The 14,573-nt window shown below is 72.6% G+C and carries 15 protein-coding genes; 10 read left to right on the top strand and 5 right to left on the bottom strand.

Annotated elements, in window-relative coordinates:
• The first annotated feature begins 4 nt into the window (after positions 1 to 4).
• The 3 genes from AB0O15_RS17555 to AB0O15_RS17545 are packed head-to-tail and all read left to right on the top strand — an operon-like array spanning position 5 to position 2,843.
• The gene (locus AB0O15_RS17555) at positions 5 to 1,117 is read left to right on the top strand and encodes a hypothetical protein (RefSeq protein ID WP_364319459.1); all 1,113 of its coding nucleotides are present in this window, start codon (positions 5 to 7) and stop codon (positions 1,115 to 1,117) included.
• Complete coding sequence (locus AB0O15_RS17550) at positions 1,114 to 2,016, top strand: ABC transporter ATP-binding protein (protein ID WP_364319457.1); 903 nt, start codon at positions 1,114 to 1,116, stop codon at positions 2,014 to 2,016. The genes AB0O15_RS17555 and AB0O15_RS17550 overlap by 4 nt, the downstream gene beginning before the upstream one ends.
• Complete coding sequence (locus AB0O15_RS17545) at positions 2,013 to 2,843, top strand: ABC transporter permease (RefSeq protein WP_364319455.1); 831 nt, start codon at positions 2,013 to 2,015, stop codon at positions 2,841 to 2,843. Before AB0O15_RS17550 ends, AB0O15_RS17545 begins: the two co-directional genes overlap by 4 nt.
• On the opposite strand, the gene AB0O15_RS17540 is transcribed toward AB0O15_RS17545, so the two are convergent.
• The gene (locus AB0O15_RS17540; protein ID WP_364319453.1) at positions 2,840 to 3,493 is read right to left on the bottom strand and encodes a GNAT family protein; all 654 of its coding nucleotides are present in this window, start codon (positions 3,491 to 3,493) and stop codon (positions 2,840 to 2,842) included. The two genes, AB0O15_RS17545 and AB0O15_RS17540, sit on opposite strands and share 4 nt — an antisense overlap.
• Positions 3,494 to 3,582: 89 nt before the next feature.
• The gene (locus AB0O15_RS17535) at positions 3,583 to 4,362 is read right to left on the bottom strand and encodes a phytanoyl-CoA dioxygenase family protein (protein ID WP_364319451.1); all 780 of its coding nucleotides are present in this window, start codon (positions 4,360 to 4,362) and stop codon (positions 3,583 to 3,585) included.
• A gap of 369 nt (positions 4,363 to 4,731) precedes the next feature.
• On the opposite strand from AB0O15_RS17535, the gene AB0O15_RS17530 reads away from it, so the two are divergent.
• Positions 4,732 to 5,511: an SAM-dependent methyltransferase gene (locus AB0O15_RS17530; protein ID WP_364319449.1), complete on the top strand. Its 780-nt coding sequence runs from the start codon at positions 4,732 to 4,734 to the stop codon at positions 5,509 to 5,511.
• A 108-nt stretch (positions 5,512 to 5,619) separates the two neighbouring features.
• Here the strand turns inward: AB0O15_RS17530 and AB0O15_RS17525 are convergent, their stop codons facing one another.
• Positions 5,620 to 6,390 (bottom strand): lipase, encoded by a 771-nt coding sequence (locus AB0O15_RS17525; RefSeq protein ID WP_364319447.1) that lies wholly within the window; start codon positions 6,388 to 6,390, stop codon positions 5,620 to 5,622.
• A 256-nt stretch (positions 6,391 to 6,646) separates the two neighbouring features.
• On the opposite strand from AB0O15_RS17525, the gene AB0O15_RS17520 reads away from it, so the two are divergent.
• The 3 genes from AB0O15_RS17520 to AB0O15_RS17510 all read left to right on the top strand — a co-directional run bounded on the left by AB0O15_RS17520 (position 6,647) and on the right by AB0O15_RS17510 (position 9,577).
• Positions 6,647 to 7,567: a hypothetical protein gene (locus AB0O15_RS17520; protein ID WP_364319446.1), complete on the top strand. Its 921-nt coding sequence runs from the start codon at positions 6,647 to 6,649 to the stop codon at positions 7,565 to 7,567.
• Between the two features lie 117 nt (positions 7,568 to 7,684).
• A complete protein-coding gene (locus AB0O15_RS17515) occupies positions 7,685 to 8,614 on the top strand; it encodes a hypothetical protein (protein WP_364319444.1) in 930 nt (309 codons plus the stop codon).
• Between the two features lie 30 nt (positions 8,615 to 8,644).
• Entirely contained in the window at positions 8,645 to 9,577 is a 933-nt protein-coding gene (locus AB0O15_RS17510) for a hypothetical protein (protein WP_364319442.1), read from the top strand.
• Between the two features lie 271 nt (positions 9,578 to 9,848).
• Here AB0O15_RS17510 and AB0O15_RS17505 read toward each other — a convergent pair whose 3' ends face one another.
• A complete protein-coding gene (locus tag AB0O15_RS17505; RefSeq protein ID WP_364319440.1) occupies positions 9,849 to 10,868 on the bottom strand; it encodes a LacI family DNA-binding transcriptional regulator in 1,020 nt (339 codons plus the stop codon).
• Between the two features lie 136 nt (positions 10,869 to 11,004).
• On the opposite strand from AB0O15_RS17505, the gene AB0O15_RS17500 reads away from it, so the two are divergent.
• Genes AB0O15_RS17500 through AB0O15_RS17490 form a run of 3 tightly spaced genes read left to right on the top strand, consistent with a single transcriptional unit; the run spans position 11,005 to position 14,086 of the window.
• Positions 11,005 to 12,153 carry a Gfo/Idh/MocA family oxidoreductase gene (locus AB0O15_RS17500; RefSeq protein ID WP_364319438.1) on the top strand — a complete coding sequence of 383 codons (1,149 nt, stop codon included), beginning with the start codon at positions 11,005 to 11,007 and terminating at the stop codon, positions 12,151 to 12,153.
• Positions 12,150 to 13,283 (top strand): DUF993 family protein, encoded by a 1,134-nt coding sequence (locus AB0O15_RS17495; protein WP_364319436.1) that lies wholly within the window; start codon positions 12,150 to 12,152, stop codon positions 13,281 to 13,283. The genes AB0O15_RS17500 and AB0O15_RS17495 overlap by 4 nt, the downstream gene beginning before the upstream one ends.
• A complete protein-coding gene (locus AB0O15_RS17490) occupies positions 13,280 to 14,086 on the top strand; it encodes a sugar phosphate isomerase/epimerase family protein (RefSeq protein WP_364319434.1) in 807 nt (268 codons plus the stop codon). The genes AB0O15_RS17495 and AB0O15_RS17490 overlap by 4 nt, the downstream gene beginning before the upstream one ends.
• A 30-nt stretch (positions 14,087 to 14,116) precedes the next feature.
• Here AB0O15_RS17490 and AB0O15_RS17485 read toward each other — a convergent pair whose 3' ends face one another.
• Positions 14,117 to 14,560 carry a DUF1877 family protein gene (locus AB0O15_RS17485; protein ID WP_364319432.1) on the bottom strand — a complete coding sequence of 148 codons (444 nt, stop codon included), beginning with the start codon at positions 14,558 to 14,560 and terminating at the stop codon, positions 14,117 to 14,119.
• Between the last annotated feature and the right edge of the window lie 13 nt (positions 14,561 to 14,573).

Genomic DNA, 14,573 nt, shown 5'->3' with positions numbered 1-14,573 from the left:
GACAATGCAACCAACGACGGTGGTCAGCGGGCAGGCGTGGCGACGATGGATCGCGGTCGCCGCCGTGGTCGTCGTGCTCTGCAGCGTACCCATCGTGTTGAGCCTGAGGCCCGCACCGGCCGCGACCACCGCCGACCCGCAGACCCTGCGTGACCGGATGGTCGCGTCCGCCGGTCAAGCTTTTCAGGGGTACGCGCAGAGCAGCGGCCTGCTGCCGTTGCCGCCGCTGCCCAACCTCACCGAGATCACCCGCCCGCTGTCCAGCCGCACCGAGATGCGGGTCTGGTACGCCGGCCCGGACAGCTGGCGGGTGGACGTGATCGACGGCGCCACCGAGCGCGACACCTACCAGTACCAGGACAGTCAGTTCATCTGGGACTTCGGCGACAACCGCCTCACCCAGGTGGTCGGCGAGCAGCCGGTGCGTCTGCCCCGGCCGGCCGACCTGGTCCCGCCCGAGCTGGTGCGGCGGCTGCTCAAACTCTCCGCCGGCGATCGGCTCGTGCCGGTCGAGGGCAAGCGGGTGGCCGGGATCCCCGCCGCCGGCCTGCGCGTCCTCCCGGCCGGTCCGGACACCACGATCGACCACGTCGACGTCTGGGCCGACCCGTCGACCGGGCTGCCGTTGCAGGCCGAGGTGACCGCGAAGGGCGGCGAACGCCCCGTGTTCACCACGCGGTTCTTCTCCGTGACGATGACCGCTCCGGCGGCACGGACGGTCACCCCGCCGTCCCTCGACGACGTGCAGGTCACCGACGCGCCCGACCTGCTCGGTCAGATCTCGCGGCGGCGGCGCGGCGGCGACCTGCCGGCGACGCTGGGCGGCGAGCAGCGCAACACCGCGGTCGAGGGCCTCACGTCGGCCGCGTCCTACGGCGACGGCCTGGCCCAGTTCGTGGTGATCACGCTGCCCGGCCGGTTCGGCGACCAGGCGTTCGACCGGATCGACACGTACGGCGCCGACGTCCATCTCGACGGCGGTCACGGGGTGGTCCTCGGCACCGGGCTGCTGACGATTCTCGCGGTCAGTACCGACCGCGTCTACCTGGTCGCCGGCTTCGTCCAGCCGGCCGTGCTGCGCCGCGTCGCCGCCGACCTCGCGAGGAGCGCGCGATGATCACGACCAGGGGCCTCGTCAAGACGTACGGGCAGGTCACCGCCGTGGACGGCGTCGATCTGGACGTGCGCGAGGGCGACCGCTACGGGCTGCTCGGCCCCAACGGCTCCGGCAAGACCACGCTGGTCCGGATGCTGCTCGGTCTGGTCTTCGCCACCCGCGGCGAGATCGAGGTGCTGGGGTTCAAGGTCCCCCGACGGGTACGCGAGGCGCTGCCGCGGATCGGCGCCATGGTCGAGGGACCCGGCCTGTACGCGCACCTCAACGGCCGGGCCAACCTGACGCTGATGGACGCCGCCGGCCCCGGTGGCAGCCGTTCCGACCGGAAGCGGCGGGTCGGCGAGGCGCTGGAACGCGTCGGCCTGGCCGGCATCGACCGGCGCCCCGTCAAGGCGTACTCGCTGGGCATGCGACAACGCCTCGGCCTGGCCGCCGCCCTCCTGCGGCAACCGCGGCTCCTGGTCCTGGACGAGCCGACCAACGGCCTCGACCCGCGCGGCATCCGCGAGATCCGCGACCTGCTGGCCGAGCTCAACGCCGAGGGCACCACCGTCTTCCTGTCCAGCCACCTGCTCGGCGAGATCGACGCGCTGTGCTCGCGGGTCGGGGTGATGGACCGCGGCCGTCTGGTGCTGCAGGACGAGCTGTCCGCGCTGCGCGCGCCGACCGGCCGGGTTCTGGTGGGTACGCCGGAGCCGGATCGCGTGGTGGCCCTGCTGAACGGCCGGGTCGAGAAGCGCGACGGCTCCCGGCTGACCGTGCGGCATGCTGATCCGGGCGACCTCAACACCGAGCTCGTCCAGGCCGGGATCCGGGTGACCTCGATCGGCGCCGAGCGGCGAACTCTCGAACAGGTGGTCCTCGAGGCCACCACGACCAGTTCGGACCGTGTCTCATGATCCGTGTCGAGATCGCGAAGCTGTTCCGGCGGCCCCGCACGTACGTCATCGCGGGTCTGCTCTGCGCCCTGCCCTTCGTGGTGGCGGTGTTCCTGGCGACCACCCGGATCCCGCCGCCACCCGGGCAGGGCGGTGCGTTCCTGTCGGCGGTGCTGAGCAACGGCTCGCTCTATCCGGCGGCGGCGATGGCCCTGGTCATGCCCGTGTTCCTGCCGGTCTCGGTGGCCGTGCTGGCCGGCGACTCGGTGGCCGGCGAAGCGTCCCAGGGCACCCTGCGCTACCTGCTGATCCGGCCGGTCGGGCGCACCCGCCTGCTGGTCGCCAAGCTGGTCGCGCTGATCGTGTTCGTGCTCTTCGCGATCGGCGCGGTGCTGCTCACGTCGTTCCTGACCGGCATCACGATGTTCGGCGGCGAGCCGGCCGCCGGCGTGGCCATCCCCGCCGACGTGACGTCGCTGTCCGGTGTCACGATCACGCCGTTCGGGCTGGTCATGCGCCTGCTGGCCACGGTCGCGTACATCGTGATCTCGATGCTCTCGGTGGCGGCGATCGCGCTGTTCCTGTCCACCATCACCGACTCGGGCCTGGGCGCGGCCATGGGCGCGCTGGCCGTGCTGGTGACCAGCCAGGTGCTGGTCACCCTGGACGCGGCCGCGGCGATCCGGCCCTACCTGCCGACCCGCTACTGGCTGGCCTGGGTCGACTTCTTCCGCGACCCGATCCTGTGGCGCGACATCGAACGCGGCGCCGGCATCCAGCTGGTCTTCCTGGTGGTCCTGCTGGGCGCGGCCTGGGCCAACTTCATGACCCGCGACATCAGCAACTAGCTCTCGCCCGTGATGCTCAGGACGGGCAGGCACTCCTCGACGCCGGTCAGCTCGATGTCGTCCCGGCGGACGCGCTCCCACGCGTCGCGGGTGAGCAGCCACTGCTGGATCCGGCCGGGCTCGCCGCGGCGGGTGTCCCAGTCCAGGCCGTTCGGTTCGTAGCCCAGGCCGCGGGAGATGCGGTTGGACGCCTCATTGTCGACGAAGGCGTCGCTGCCGGCCTCGCGCGCGCCCAGCCCGGCGAAGGCCAGGTGCAGGATCGCCGCCCGCATCTCCTTGCCCAGCCCCTGTCCGCGGCGGCCGGGGGCCAGCCACGAGAAGCTGGACACCGTGCCGAACGCGGTGAAGTTCCGGCCGACGAGGTCCTGCATCCCGACCGGCTCGCCGTCGACCAGCACGGCGAAGTAGAGCCGCCACGCCTCCGGGCTCATCCGGGCGCGACCGGCCCAGACGCCGCGCAACCACCGCCATTCACGCTCCGGGCTGTCGGCGTAGAACGACGTCGGGTCGTCGAACGGCCACGGCTCGACATCGGCGATCCCGGCCCGTACCAGCGGCACCAGCCGTTCCAGCAGCTCGTCGGACGCGCCGGCCAGCGTCAGACGCGGCGTGCGGACTTCCACGTTCAGCGGGGGATAGGTGTGTGCCACGTCCGGACGGTAGCCAGCCGGCCCGGCCGCCGCACGCGATTTCACCGGTCCCGGAGCTGACTGGTGCCGGTCACGCCTTCGAGGATGGTTCACCCGTCCCGGAGCTGGCTGGTGTCGGTCAGGCCCTCGACGATGGCCCGGGCGACCGGCGACGGGTCGGAGCCGTCGAGCGCGAAGCCGTCCGCGACGTGGATGGCGGGCTGGGCCATCATGCGCGGCTGGGTGCCGCGGTGCGGCCAGGTGGCGGTGTGCACGATGAACGGGTGGCACAGGTAGACGTCGCCCGCGGCCCCGGTGGCCTCGGCCGTCGTCCGGACGAGGGTCGACGGGCGCAACAGGCCGGGCACGTCCCCGCCGGGCATGCCGGCCTCGCCCCGGGTGGCCAGGGCGGCCGCCGCGTAGCGGTGTGAGCCCAGGACGAGCCGGGTCGGCGCATCCTCCGGCCCCACGTCCGAGAACAGGAACAGGGCCAGCAGGCCACGCGCCCGGGAGGTCACGTCGGCCCACCACTCGCCGTCCTTCCACCAGGAGCCCTCGATGTGCCAGCCGACCTCACCGGGGTACTCCTCGGCCGGGAACCGCACCGGCACCGTCCCGCCGACGTCGGGCCGCCGGCTCCACCGCCCCGCGCCGATGAGCTCGTCGTACGCCGCTTCGAGAGCCGGCGACCCCGCGGCCGTCCGGAACGGCTCCCCGTCCGGGGTGTCGATCCGGATCGACGGCCGCTGCCAGGTGTCCCGGTCGTCGGCCCGCACACCCTGCTCGGCGAGCACGTCCCAGATGATCTGCCGGCAGCCCGCGGCCGTGGCGGCGTCGAACGCCCCACGGACCACGACATAGCCGTCGCTTACGAAGCCCCCGACATCCATGCCGCCATGGTCGCCGTTTTCCGGCCCGGGGCCCAGCCAATAAAGTGGCGCGCTCGATCAGGCCGAACTCACCCGTGCCCTCGCCGCGGCCACGACCGCGCTGATCGCCGAAGTCGGGCTCGCCGACCCGGCCCTGGCCGCCCGCCTCGCCCCTGTTCTCGGTGCCGGCTTGTCCGGCGGTTAGGTGCCGGACACCCGGCTCAGGAACGCGACGGCGTCGGCGACGGCCCGCGCGCAGCTCCTCGGCCGAGTCGGGCGTGGTCGCGCTCCGGCCGGGGCCGCGCCGGAGGACCGCGTCTCGTCGACCGACTTGATCACCCGTGGCGGCGCAGCCTGGACGACAGCGCGTCCACAGAGGAGCATGGGCGGGTGGCTGATGAAGAGATCGACACCTCGGTCCCGCAGACGGCGCGGATCTGGAACTACCTGCTCGGCGGCACCGACAACTTCGAGGTGGACCGGGCGGTCGGCGACCAGATCCTGATCGCGCAGCCTCAGCTGGCCGAACACGCCCGGCTCAGCCGCGCCTTCCTGGTCCGCGCGGTGCGGTTCCTGGCCGGGGAGGCCGGTGTCCGGCAATTCCTCGACCTCGGCAGCGGGCTCCCGGCCGTGAACAACACCCACGAGGTGGCCCAGGCGGTGGCGCCGGCGAGCCGCGTCGTCTACGTCGACAACGACCCGCTGGTCCTCGCCCAGGCCCGGCGTCTGCTCACCAGCCGGCCCGAGGGCGCGACCGCCTACCTCGCCGCCGACCTGCACGACATGGACCACGTGCTGCGCGAGGCCGGCCGGACGCTCGATCTCACCGAGCCGGTCGCGGTGCTCTTCATGGGCGTCCTGGGGCACATCGAGGACGACGCGGTGGCCCAACAGCTGGTGCGTACGGCCATGGCCGCGGTGCCCGAGGGCAGCTACCTGGCGATCTACGACGGCACCGACATCACGCCGGAGATCGTCGAGAGCGCGCGGCTGTGGAACGAGTCGGCCGCCCTGCCCTACCATCTGCGCAGCCCCGAGCGCCTGGCGCGGTTCTTCGACGGCCTCGAGTACGTCGAGCCCGGCCTGGTCTCGGTCACCCGCTGGCGGCCCGACGCCGACGGCCGCGAGATCGATCAGTTCTGCGCGGTCGGCCGCAAGTCGTCGACGTGAAGCCGGCGGCGGGGGACCGCTGAGGTGGCCCGCGCCGCCGCCTTCCTGGCCTCCGGCCACGCCAGCGCCATCACCGGCTCGATCACCAACGTCACGTGCGGCGAGCGGTCAGACCGGGCAGGACGTGGGCGCGGCGAGGGGCTCCGTGCCCAGGGCGGCCAGCACCACGGCGGTCACGGCCGGGTCGGTGGGCAGCGCGCCGTGCGGGATCCGCGACGACGGGCAGATGCTCTGGATCTGCAGGTTCACCGCGCCGTCGAGGACCGCGGACTCGGGCGGCTGGACGGTCTCGTCGTTCGCCGTCCAGATGCTCAGCCAGGGCAGGCCCTCGGGCAGGTCGGCGTCGTCGATGCCGGCGAGCAGGTCGCTGCCCGGGGCGAGCTGGCGGCACGCCTGCGGGCAGGCGCCGGGGGCGAGGGCGGCGCCGGCGCCGGCCAGGTTGGCGCCGTGCAGCGGAGAGCCGAGCGTGATGATGCGCCGGGCCACGGTGGCGCCGTCGTGCCGGTCGACCCAGAGGCGGGTGACCACGCCGCCGGCCGAGTAGCCGATCACGTCGACCGAGGGCGCGCCGCCGTCGAGGGCCGCGCGCACCGCGGTGTCCAGCGTGTCGGCCTGTTTCAGCAGGTCACCGGTGCCGCCGTCGGGCAGCGAGAGCACGGTCGCGGTGCGGCCGGCGGCGGTCAGCACCTGCGCCAGCCGGCTGAGCGAGACCTGGCTGCCGCCGTACCCGGGAACCAGAATCACCGTGCCCAGCGCGCCCTGATCGGGCCTCTCACCGGAGTCGCCGCGCCCGAGGACCAGGCGCAGGCCCACGACGAGCAAGACCGCGGCGACGAGTACGCCCACAGCCATGACCAGGATCCGTCGGCGCGGTGACACACCTCCATCATGCCGCGCCTGATCACGCGGCAACCCACCTGCACCCGAACGGCAACCCGATCGTGTTGACGCTCCGTGATCGAGGCGGGCATCGTTGAGCGCGGTCCGAGTACCCGACATCTCCGCCCGTAGGGCTGGCGACCCGGGTGGCCGGGCCGGATCGCGACCGGCCGCGGTGTGGACGAAAACGTCGTGTTCCGTCCGATGTGGAGGTCATTACAGTCACGTTCATAGATGTCTTGTACATTGCCGAGACATGCGAACTCTTCTGCGCGCGGGGGTCCTCGCGCTCGCGGCCGGGACCACCCTTCTCGGCAGCGCCGTGGCGGTCCAGGCGGCGCCGCCCTCCGTCTCCGACCAGATCGTCATGGAGCCCGGTGCGTACGGGCACACCGGTCGCCTCCGGGTGACCTTCCACAACCCCAGCAACGACGTGCAGTGGGTCAGCTTCCGGGTCACCGAGCCCATCCGCGACAGCCTGCGGACCGGGGAAGACGTCAATTGCCTCGCGGTCGGCCGCGAGCCGGACGGCCGTGCGGTCAACGCCTGCGACCTGTGGGACGGCATCCAGCCCGGAGCCACCAGGATCGTCGACCTCCGCTTCGCCTCACCGTCCAAGCCCGAGGCATTCGCCCAGATCACGCCCAACCCGGCGGTCCTGGACCTCGGTGGCGGGACGCCGATCCGGGTCCCGACGGTGTTCCGCTCGACCACCGGCTCGCTGGCCGACCCGGTCCCGTACCAGCAGGACACCGTGGCCGACGTGTCGCTGACCGCCGGCGACGTCACGCTGACCCGGCAGGCCGACGGCACGTTCGAGGGCCGCGTCCCGGTCACCGTCCGCAACAACGGCGATGCCCAGAACTGGGGCGCCGTGACCGAGGTGGCGCTCCCGGCCGGCCTCGACGAGTGGCCGGGCCTGGAGTCGCTGGAATCCTGCGTCAAGGCCGGGACCCTGCCTCCGCCGCCGGGCGGCGAGACCTACCAGTGCGACGTGACGGGCGGAATGCTCAACGAGGGCGAGTCGCGGACCGCCCAGTGGGTGCTGCGCGCGCCCGAGGGCACCCCGGCCGGACCGCTCGGCAAGGCCGACGCGCTCGCTCGGCTCGGCGGTGCGCTCGAGGGCCAGCCCGGCGACGCCAACCGCGACACGTTCGTCATCACGGTCGCCCGCTGACCGGTTCGCCCGCGCGCGGACAGTGAGCCGTCCTGTGTGGATTTAATCACCGTGACGGTCGTCGATGTCACGCTAGGGTGGTTCCGCAACTACGGGGATCAAGGAGAAAAACCACCTATGCGTACGCTTCTGCGCGCGGGCGTCCTGACGCTCGCGGCCGGCTCGCTGCTGCTCGGCAGCACCGTGGCCGCCCAGGCCGCACCGGCCGGCACCATCACCATCAAGGCCGACACCCGGCTCGTCCTGCAGCCGGCCGAGTTCGGCCACACCGCGCTGTTCACCGTCTCGTTCCACAACACCTCCGACCAGCCCTACTCGGGCGACGTGACCTTCACCGAGCCGATCGCTCAGAGCGCCGCCGTCACCGACCAGCTCGGCGCCTGTGGCCTCGGTCAGACCCCGGACCGCCGGACGATCTACAACTGCGGCCTCGACCCCATCCAGCCCGGCGAGACCCGCCTGGTCGAGCTCCCGTTCGTGGTGCCGGCCAAGCCGCAGCCCTTCGCCCAGATCGCGCCCGACCTCGGCACGATCGAGGCCGGCGGCTCGACGGTCTCGTTCGCCGCGATCTTCCAGTCGACCACCGGCTCGACCAGCAACCCGGTGCCCTACGAGCAGGACACCACCGCCGCGCTCACCGTGACCGCCGGCGACGTCGTGCTGCGCCGCCAGGCCGACGGCACGTTCCAGGGCCTCGTCCCGGTCACCGTCCGCAACAACGGTGACGCCCCGCACCACGACCTGGACGCCGAGATCGCCCTGCCCGCCGGCATCGAGGACTGGCCCGACCTCGACGTGGCCGACGGCTGCACGGGCGGCGGCGTCCTGCCCCGCCCGCCGGGCGGCGCCACGAACGGCTGCTCGGTCACCGGCGGCAAACTGGCCGAGGGCCAGCAGCGCAACCTCGTCTGGACCGTCAAGGCGCCCGCCGGCAGCGTTCCCGGCTCACTGGGCGCCGGCACCGCCCTGGTCCTGCTGAACGGCGGCGCCGCCCGCCAGACCGACGGCGGCGACCAGGACACCTTCACCGTCACGATCGCCCCCTGAGCGTCGCCACGAATGACCGATTGATCCCTGGTGGAAGTGCGATTCCACCAGGGATCATCACTGAGTGCGACGGCTCGACTGGTACTCCCGACTGTTCCTGATGCTCGCGGCCATCCACGTGACGGGCGAGTTCCTGAGCCTCCCGCTGTCCCCTACAGCGGCGCCGCCGCCGGCAACGCCCTGGCCGGCCTGATCTGGAGCCGCCCCCTCCCTCGCGCCGCGGCGTGGTGGACCAAGCCGGCGCTGCTGGCCGGGCTGGCCCTGCTCGCGGCCGTGATCGATCTTCCGGACCGGTCGGGGTACTACGCCGAAGGCCTCACGACCGCCGCCTGCGCGCTGCTCGCGTCCGGTGTGCTCGGCCGGGCCCGCCTGGGTCGCTGGGCCAAGCTCGGCGCCGGCCTGATCGCGGTCCTGATCGTGCTGGTGGCCCGGGACATCGCCCGCAACCCGATGGTCATGCCCTGGGAGGCCGCACCGGACACCACCGCCCGCCTGGTCGCCGTGGTCGTCCCAGCCTTCGCGGTGGTTCTGGCCGGGGCCGCGGCGATCGCGGCGTTCTCCTCGCCCGGCGGCCTGCGCTGGGCCGGCTTGGGGCTGCTGCCCGTGCTGGTGCCCGGATTCGGGGTGCTGCCCGCGCTGACGGCCGAGGACCGCTTCGCCCCGAAAGACGTGCCCGGCTACTTCGACGAGTACGCCATCGCCGTCACCCTCCGCCCGCTCAACCTCGCCGAGGCCGAGCGCGGGTTCGACGCGGGGGCCGGGCCCGGCGCGCTGGGATCAATCCAGGGGCCCCGTCTCAGGTCTCCGGCTCCAGCGGTCGAGGAAGAGCCGTGGTCGCCGGCCAAGGCGGTGGCCCAGGAACTGCTGGAGATCAAAACCGACCTGGGCGCGGCGCTGAGAACGGGCGTCATCCTGCTCGGCCTGGCCGCGATGGCCACCGCCCGGTTCCCCTACCGCGAGTGACGGCTGGAGGGCCGACGGCCGGGACCGCCGGCGGGGTGGCGGCCGGGTCGGACGGTGGCGAGGCGTGACGCCGGTGAGGGATGCCAAGGATGACCGATTTGCGCAGCTTCGTCCGAAGCGAACGCGCCGCCACCTCCCCCGCCCGTCACTGGGTGGGCGGTCAATGTAGCGCGCGATTTCGACGGTCGTGAGAACTATCCACAGGGCGGCGGCGTCCGACGGTGGTGGGGGAATGACGGCGGTGGGGGAACGACGGCCGGGCCGGCGATCGTCAGCCGCGCGGAGCGGTGCTGTCGCGCAGGACGAGGGTCGCGGCAGCGTGTTCGACCTGGGGTTCGTCGTCGGCCGGCCGGGCTCTCAGGGCCAGCGACATCGCCTGGACGCCGATCTGTTCCAGGGGCAGGCGGACGGTGCTCAGGGACGGCGTGACGTCGACCGAGATGGGCATGTCGTCGAAGCCGATCAGGCTCACCCGGCGGGGCACGTCGATGCGCCGGGAGCGCAGGCAGGCCAGGGCGCCGACGGCCATCGAGTCGTTCAGGGCGGCGATCGCGGTCAGGCCGGGAACCCGGTCGAGCAGGGTCGCCGCGGCCGCGGCGCCGCCGTTGCGGTCGAAGCCGGCGTACTCGATGTGCTTCGTGGTCAGGCGGTGGCCGTGTGAGCGGGCCGCGCGGCGCAGGCCGGAGAGGCGGTCGGTGGTGGTGGTCAGGTGGCGGGGGCCGGCGATCACCCCGATCGTCGTGTGCCCGAGCCGGTAGAGGGCGTCGCCGGCCAGCCAGCCGCCGTGCTCGTTCTCGGGCACGATCGCGTCGCCGGCGTGCTGGTGGCGGCCGATGACCGCGACCCGGCCGCCGGTGTTCTCGTAGAGGCGCAGCTTGCGGTCGAGCCGCGCGGTGATCGGGGCGTCGTGGTAGCCCGACCCGGCCAGCACGATCGCGGCCGTCTGGTGGGCGTGCAGCAGGTCGACGTACGCCAGCTCGCGCTCGGGGTCTCGATAGCTGTTGCAGATGATGACCAGGCGGCCGTGCTCGGTGGCGACCCGCTGGAGCCCGCGGGTGATCTCGGCGAAGTACGGGTCGGACACGTCGTGGACGATCACGCCGACCGCGGTCCGGTCGGCGCGCGCCAGCTGTTGCGCGTTGGCGTTGGGCACGAACTGGAGTTCGGCCACCGCGGCCAGGACACGCTCGCGCAGCGCCTCGCCCACCGGCTTGGGGCTGTTGTTGATGATGCGCGAAACGGTCGCGGTCGACACCCCGGCCCGCCGCGCCACGTCCGCGAGAGTTGCCACGGATGCACCCTACGACCTGTTTCAGAGTCAATCCCAGTCGGAGCGCCCAGGAGGCGAATGTGAATCAGGTCGTAGCGGAATTGGCAAAAAGCCCGGTAACGTCTCAGGAAAGCGCTTACCTCTGGAGGTTCGGCCGATGGCGACGCGCGTACCGATCGGGATCCTGCTGAACGGCGTGACCGGGCGGATGGGCTACCGCCAACACCTGGTCCGGTCCCTGCTCGCCATCCGGGAGCAGGGCGGCGTGCTCCTCCAGGACGGCACCGCCCTGTGGCCGGAGATCACCCTGGCCGGCCGCAACGAGGCCAAGCTGCGTGACATCGCCGACCGGCACGGCCTGACCGAGGTGACCACCGACCTCGACGCGGCGCTGGCCCGCGACGACATCGCGATCTACTTCGACGCCCAGGTGACCAGCGAGCGCGAGAAGGCGATCGTCGCCGCGATCGCCGCCGGCAAGCACATCTACACCGAGAAGCCGACCGCCACCACGCTGTCCGGCGCGGTCGAGCTGGCGCGGAAGGCGGACACGGCCGGGGTCAAGCACGGCGTCGTCCAGGACAAGCTGTTCCTGCCCGGTCTGCTGAAGCTGAAGCGGCTGGTCGACGGCGGCTTCTTCGGGCGGGTGCTGTCGGTGCGCGGCGAGTTCGGCTACTGGGTGTTCGAGGGGGACTGGCAGGCCGCGCAGCGCCCGAGCTGGAACTACCGGTCGCAGGACGGTGGCGGCATCACGGTCGACATGTTTCCACACTGGCACTACGTGCTGGAGCAGATCTTCGGCGAGGTGCGGGCGGTCACCGCGCACGTGACCACCCACATCGGCGAGCGGTGGGACGAGGCGGGGGAGCGGTACGAGGCCACCGCCGACGACGCGGCGTACGGCATCTTCGAACTGCGGGGCGGCGTGGTCGCCCAGATCAACTCGTCCTGGGCGGTCCGCGTCTTCCGCGACGAGCTGGTCGAGTTCCAGGTGGACGGCACCGAGGGCAGCGCGGTCGCCGGTCTGCGCCGGTGCCGGGCCCAGCACCGCTCGGCCACCCCCAAGCCGGTGTGGAATCCCGACCTGCCGGCCACCCACGACTTCCGCGACCAGTGGACCGAGGTGCCGGACAACGAGGAGTTCGACAACGGCTTCAAGGCGCAGTGGGAGATGTTCCTGCGCCACGTGGCCGAGGACGCGCCGTACACCTGGGATCTGTGGGCCGGCGCCCGCGGCGTGCAACTGGCCGAGCTGGGGCTGCGCTCCGCCCGCGAGGGCCGCCGCATCGAGGTGCCGTCGCTGTGAGCGCCTCGGTCAACCTCCCGGACGGGCGGTTCGAGCTCGGCGGGTCCGGCGCGGAGTTCGCCGATCCCAGAACCACGTTCAAGAGCAGGGTGGGCTACGCCGCGGCGCACGTGGTCGCCGATCCGGCGGCGGAGAACGTGCCCGGCGCCCCGCCCGTCATCGACTGGGACGCCACCCTGGCCGCGCGGCGGCACCTGTGGTCGTACGGCTTCGGGGTGGCCGAGGCGATGGACACCGCCCAGCGCGGCATGGGCCTGAACTATCCGCAGGCCCGCGAACTGATCCGGCGCTCGGCGGCCGAGGCCGAGGGCCCGATCTGCGCGGGCGTGGCCACCGACCAGCTGGCGCCCGGCCCGCATCCGCTCGGCGACATCGTCGCGGCCTACGCCGAGCAGCTCGCCGACGTCCAGGAAGCCGGCGCGAAGCCGGTGCTGATGTGCAGCCGCAATCTGGCCGCCTCGGCGTCGACGGCAGGCGACTACCTCGACGTGTACGGCCGGCTGCTCGCCGAGTCCGGCGAGCCGGTGATCCTGCACTGGCTGGGCCCGGCGTTCGACCCCGCGCTGGAGGGCTACTGGGGCTCGGCGAACCCGGCCGACACCGTGGTCGAGCTGATCGCGGCCGATCCGTCCAAGGTGGACGGCATCAAGCTCTCGCTGCTGGACTACGACTTCGAGGTGGCTCTGCGCCGGCGCCTCCCCGACGGGGTGCGCCTCTACACCGGCGACGACTTCAACTACCCCGCGCTGATCAAGGGCGACGACGAGGGCTATTCGGACGCGCTCCTCGGCATCTTCGCCGCGATCGCCCCGCCCGCCGCCGCCGCGTTGCGCGCGCTCGACCAAGGCGACCTCCCGGCGTACGACCAGATCTTCGAACCCACCGTGACCCTCGCGCGCCACCTCTTCGGCCGTCCCACCTGGTTCTACAAGACCGGCATCGTGTTCCTGTCCTGGCTGGCCGGACGGCAGGAGCATTTCACGATGGTGGCCGGGGCGCAGAGCGGCCGCTCGCCCGTTCACCTGGCCGAACTGCTGCGCCTGGCCGACGCGGCCGGCCTGCTGCCCGACGCTTCCCTCGCGGCGGCCCGGGCGCGAGCCTTCTTCACGACCGCCGGGGTGGCCCAGTGATCGGCCGTTTCTCGCTCAACCAGGCCACCACGAAGTACTGGCCGCTGCCCGCGCTGGCGGCCGGCTGCGTGGCGGCCGGCGTGACCCAGGTCGGGCTCTGGCGAGAAGACATCCAGGGGTACGGGGTGGAGAAGTCGCGCCGCCTCATGGACGACCACGGCCTGACCGTGACCTCGCTGTGCCGCAGTGGCTTCTTCCACACCGACGGCTGGCTCGACGAGAACAAGAAGGCCATCGACGAGGCCCGTGCCGTCGGCGCGCCGGTGCTGCTCCTGGTCTCCGGCGGCCTGCCACCCGGCAGCCGTGACATCGACGGCGCCCGCGCCACCGTCGGCGCCCGCATCGGCGAGCTGGTCGAGCATGCTCTGGCCGCCGGCGTCCGCCTGGCCATCGAGCCCCTGCACCCGATGTTCGCCTCCGACCGCTGCGTGGTGTCGACCCTGGCGCAGGCCCTCGACCTGGCCGCCCCTTACCCGCCGGCCGCGGTCGGGGTGGCCATCGACACCTACCACCTGTGGTGGGACGACACGATCTGGTCGGCGATCGCCCGGGCCGGCCGCGAGGACCGCATCGCCTGCTTCCAGGTGGCCGACTGGGTCACCCCGTTGCCGGCCGGCGTCCTCCTCGGCCGGGGCCTGCCCGGCACCGGCGCGGTCGAGACGCGCCGCTTCCGCGAGGCCGTCGACGCGACCGGCTACACCGGCCCGATCGAGGTCGAGGTCTTCGACGAGGCCCTGTGGCAACGCCCGGGCGACGACATCCTCGCCGACACCCTGACCGCCTTCCGCACCCACGTTCTCTAGGAAACAGTGAGGGTCGTGGAAGGGAAACGGTCAGTCGAGCCAGCAGAGCACCGCGTCACCGGCGGCCGCGGCGGCGGCGAAGAACTCCTGGGCCGGCGGCAGCTCGGCGGCCACGTCGAGGAGGTCGTCCGGGTGGAACGAGTAGCGATCGGCCGCCGTGACATCGTCGGGGGTCACGCCTCGGATCAGGTCGGCGGGTGACAGGGCGGCCAGCGCGCGAGCGGCCTCGGCCACCCGCTCCGGGGTCAGGTAGGTCGGCGGCCCGTACCCCCAGGTTCCTTCGCTGAACTCGTCACCGGGCGTCGTACCCGGAAAGGTCTCTTCTCCGAAGACGATGTCCACCGGGAAGCCACGCCGCCGCAGCAGGTAGTCGAAGCCGGCCCAGTTCTTGTCGGTGCTGATCGACCGGTCGGCCGGCGGAAGGCGCTCCGGCGAAAGCTCGGCCGCCGCCACCCGGGCCCAATTGCCACTCATCCCCATGGGATAC

This window comes from Actinoplanes sp. NPDC089786 (genome assembly GCF_040684855.1).
In the GTDB taxonomy this organism is placed as follows: Bacteria; Actinomycetota; Actinomycetes; order Mycobacteriales; family Micromonosporaceae; genus Actinoplanes.
This window is presented reverse-complemented; position numbering and strand designations above follow the sequence as displayed.

Coding starts and splice junctions, on each gene's coding strand:
- AB0O15_RS17555 (WP_364319459.1), top strand. CDS start 5: ATGCAACCAACGACGGTGGTCAGCGGGCAGGCGTGGCGACGATGGATC.
- AB0O15_RS17550 (WP_364319457.1), top strand. CDS start 1,114: ATGATCACGACCAGGGGCCTCGTCAAGACGTACGGGCAGGTCACCGCC.
- AB0O15_RS17545 (WP_364319455.1), top strand. CDS start 2,013: ATGATCCGTGTCGAGATCGCGAAGCTGTTCCGGCGGCCCCGCACGTAC.
- AB0O15_RS17535 (WP_364319451.1), bottom strand. CDS start 4,362: ATGGATGTCGGGGGCTTCGTAAGCGACGGCTATGTCGTGGTCCGTGGG.
- AB0O15_RS17520 (WP_364319446.1), top strand. CDS start 6,647: ATGCGAACTCTTCTGCGCGCGGGGGTCCTCGCGCTCGCGGCCGGGACC.
- AB0O15_RS17515 (WP_364319444.1), top strand. CDS start 7,685: ATGCGTACGCTTCTGCGCGCGGGCGTCCTGACGCTCGCGGCCGGCTCG.
- AB0O15_RS17500 (WP_364319438.1), top strand. CDS start 11,005: ATGGCGACGCGCGTACCGATCGGGATCCTGCTGAACGGCGTGACCGGG.
- AB0O15_RS17485 (WP_364319432.1), bottom strand. CDS start 14,560: ATGAGTGGCAATTGGGCCCGGGTGGCGGCGGCCGAGCTTTCGCCGGAG.